This window comes from Calditrichota bacterium, from assembly GCA_013152715.1.
Lineage (GTDB): Bacteria > Zhuqueibacterota > Zhuqueibacteria > Thermofontimicrobiales > Thermofontimicrobiaceae > 4484-87.
Genome location: JAADFU010000139.1, coordinates 1 through 3,372, shown reverse-complemented (window position 1 = coordinate 3,372; position 3,372 = coordinate 1). Strand labels below are relative to the sequence as shown.

Annotated in this window: 4 protein-coding genes; 1 reads left to right on the top strand and 3 read right to left on the bottom strand. The window is 40.0% G+C overall.

What is annotated here, in order from left to right; genetic code table 11:
* Together GXO74_11075 and GXO74_11070 are read right to left on the bottom strand one after the other, a co-directional pair.
* Window positions 1-786 (bottom strand): DUF91 domain-containing protein (locus tag GXO74_11075; GenBank protein ID NOZ62215.1); only part of this gene is annotated, 786 nt, incomplete at its 3' end.
* A 223-nt stretch (window positions 787-1,009) separates the two neighbouring features.
* Entirely contained in the window at window positions 1,010-2,398 is a 1,389-nt protein-coding gene (locus GXO74_11070; GenBank protein ID NOZ62214.1) for a C1 family peptidase, read from the bottom strand.
* 206 nt (window positions 2,399-2,604) lie between these two features.
* Between GXO74_11070 and GXO74_11065 the strand changes: the two genes are divergently transcribed.
* Window positions 2,605-3,057, top strand: coding sequence for an EamA family transporter (locus GXO74_11065; protein NOZ62213.1), 453 nt, complete (start codon window positions 2,605-2,607; stop codon window positions 3,055-3,057).
* Window positions 3,058-3,141: 84 nt separating this feature from the next.
* Here the strand turns inward: GXO74_11065 and GXO74_11060 are convergent.
* Window positions 3,142-3,372: hypothetical protein (locus GXO74_11060; GenBank protein NOZ62212.1), on the bottom strand; the 231-nt coding region annotated here is incomplete at its 5' end.

Sequence of the window (3,372 nt, the reverse complement as noted above, 5' to 3'; positions counted from 1 at the left end):
AAAGAACAGACAAACAAAACCGTTGTCTAATTCTAAATTTAATGAAAATCCTTTTGAGCCCCATCTGAACATTAGCTTATTTCTTTTTGCGAATTCAAAAATACGATCATATACCTTCAATCCATTTCTATCCAGGGATTTCCGAAATTTGTTTTCATCGACTTTGGGAAGAGTGGCAGATTGGACTTTATGTCGAATAAATTCTTCATCCCCAACAACCATATCACTTGAGATTATTTTCTCTCCATGTTTAGTGGTAAAATACCTGAACTCTAAACAATAGATATCAATGCCTTTCTTTCTTAAAAATTGAGCTGTTTGTTTAATTTCTCTGGTGATTTCTTGTGCGACGATAACCAATTTAGAATATTTGTTAAATGACACGCTTTCGTTCTGTTCGTCTTGGAAGTATTGCTGATGATAATCTTCTAAACTAATATCTTCACCGGAATAATTTTGATAAATTTCATTTAATTGGGAATAGTCTAAATTTTCTATAAACGAGGCATATTCTAATAACTGAGCTATTGTTTCTCTTGGAGTTTTATTTCGTTTCAATTCTACGACAATTGTATTCCCAGATTTGTCAATCCCTAATAAATCAATAAACGAATTTAAATTGGTTGTAATTTGGCGGCCAATAACTAGTATTTTGCTATTCTCAAAAAAATATTCGGGATTGTTTTCTAATAGCGATTCCAAATCAGACTCTTTATTCTCATCTTTAAACTTCTTCTCGTTGTATGGAATCATTTTTCCACTTTCATCAAGTGTAAAAAGACGCATTGACTTATTCCTTTAAATTAGATTTTGATAAATGAATTACTGCAAAAAATTGGATAGTCTTTTCAAACACGCGGATGCACACAGATTCAACGGATTCCCGCGGATATTAATCCGTGAAAATCCGCCCGATCCGCGCGGAACGACCGCTATCTTTTTAGCGGTTCATCCGTGTGCCATAAAAAAGTACAATTTTGCAATCAAAAATTAAATTTGTACCAAAAAATTAAAACATCCGATCCCATGGCGGCAAAACAATGGGTTTCTGTTGCAAAATCTTCAACACGTCCGGCGATACATATTTTTTGTTCACAACCAGCCGAAACATGTATTCATCAAACCATCTGTCGGTCATGGTCAAATATCCGTTGTGTCCGGCGGATTTTCCCCAGCTATTTTCCAGCAGCCACTGGGTGGTTTTTCCGTCCGGGGATTCGTCAAAACCAATGAGCGCCATGCCGTGGGTTGACCCGCTGTCAAAGGTCAAAATGCGTTCCGCTTTGTTCATGCCAAATTTGACGCCGTAAATTGATTCGTAATCATACACGCCAAGCGCAAGAACGCCTTTTTCCCGATCGAGTTGTTTGCCCACGTCACATGAAAAATACATGGCTTCGTTATTCATAATCGACTTCTGGGCAAATTTTTTGATTTTTTCAACAGGCAAATTGATGAAAACCCAATTGGCTCCGTCCAGCATGTTGCGATCGTATTTGATTTCGTAAAGTTTGTAATATTCTTTGCTGGGATCATCCATGAGCTGCACATAATCGCGCAGATTGATGCCGACAAACTCTCTGTAAAATTGCTGCGGCGAATAAGTTTTCGGCTCGGAAATATTACCATCGGCATCTTCGTAACGCCAGGTAAACGTTTCCGGCGGTTCTCCAAGATTTATGACCAACATGCGATAGATTTCTTTCAAGAATTCGACTTTTTGTTTCCGCAAAGCTCTCAAACTTTTTCCCGCCTGATACAACTGACGCAAACGAATACCCTGTTCGCGTAACTTGCGGGCGAGCAAACGACGCATGGTGCCGGTGTTTTCGCTGTGAAAAGTTTCTGACATGGCATTTTCCGGAACCACGCCGTATTTTTCGATCAAATCCACGGCATAATTCCACACGCCGCCGTCCTGAATGGGATGCTGGAACAGCCACTGCACTTCTCGATCATCGATGTCTTTTTTGCGCGTGGAAATGATTGCTTCCAGAAATAGATTTGCCTTTTCAAACTGATCCCAGAAAAATGAGTAATTTTCCGAAAAGAAAAATTCCTTCATATTATGCTTCTCGATGACAATGGGGCGCAACACATTGAGCGAAGTGAACAACCAGCATCTGCCGGAAGATTTTTGATTGGTAATGCCTTTGGTCTTGACACGGTATTTGAAAAAATGGTCGGTCTTGCCTGCCAACTGTCGATTGTAAGCTAACTTTTTAATATCATTATTAGAGATAGCGTTGATCATTCCGCGCGTCGCTCCGTCCAGTTTAAGAGACGAACGGATTTGTTTCAGTAGATCAGGCGAAATCGCGCCGGTTTGGTTTTTTTGAGAGAAAGCAGAGGTGAAAATTAAAGACAGGAGCAAACAAATAATTGCAATTCGTTTCATGGTATTCCTCCTTGAATTCCGAATGAACTGTATTGGAAGTTGCGATTTATTATTACGAAATTTATGCGACAAAATCAAATAATTTTTCAAAAAAATGAAAAAAGTTTGCATTTTTATGCTCACTGTGTTAAATTTAGAGCCATTTTGCACCTGACCGTGAGATATTTGTAGTAAAAAAATCGCACAATAAAATTATCGGAGGAAGAATGAGACCTTACATTTTGTACGCAATTTTAGCAGGCACTTTTTGGGGGTTAGGCGGCTATTTTGAAAAAGCGGGATTGCTCGCCATGAAAATGCCGGCGATCGCCGGGATCACACTGCGCACGGCTGTGGCACTGATTATTTTGGGCGCGATTTCCATTCCGGCGTGGAAATCCATTGGAACGCCGGAAAATTATCGCGCCTGGCTGATGATCATCATCGGCGGCGGTATCATCGCCGGCAGTTTGGGCATGTGGAGCTTTTACGCTTCACTTTCTCATTCGGAAAATCTGGGTGTGACGCTGGCTATTGCTTTCGCTTTTTCCCCCATTGCCGGCACTGTGGTCGGTCTCATCAAAAAAACACAGTATCTGGATTGGAAGACCGGACTCGGATTAGCGGCGATTGTTTTGGGCATGGTCCTGATTCAATTGGCGAAAGAACCTGGCAAGTAAACTTTTTTTCGTAGATAAAGAAAACCGGCGAGCTTTTCAGTTGCAACGCCGGTTTTTGTTCTTTGGTAGAGTATTTTTTTGTTTCTAATAGTTCTGGCGTTTGATAATTTCTCGAAATTTCGCCAGTTGAGCCGAACTAATGTTGTATTTTTCAGCTAAATCGTTAAATGTACTCTGATAATCATCTTTAAGTTGCTTTATTTCACTCATCGTCAAATGCTGATTTGCATATTGCTGTTCAAAATCATTCTCCAATTTCTGAATTTCTCTGCCCAATTCTCTGTCCCTGTCGGATATGAAATATTTGGATGGGTC

Excerpts from the sequence above, each read along its gene's own strand:
- GXO74_11070 (NOZ62214.1), bottom strand. The coding sequence starts at position 2,398 with ATGAAACGAATTGCAATTATTTGTTTGCTCCTGTCTTTAATTTTCACC.
- GXO74_11065 (NOZ62213.1), top strand. The coding sequence starts at position 2,605 with ATGAGACCTTACATTTTGTACGCAATTTTAGCAGGCACTTTTTGGGGG.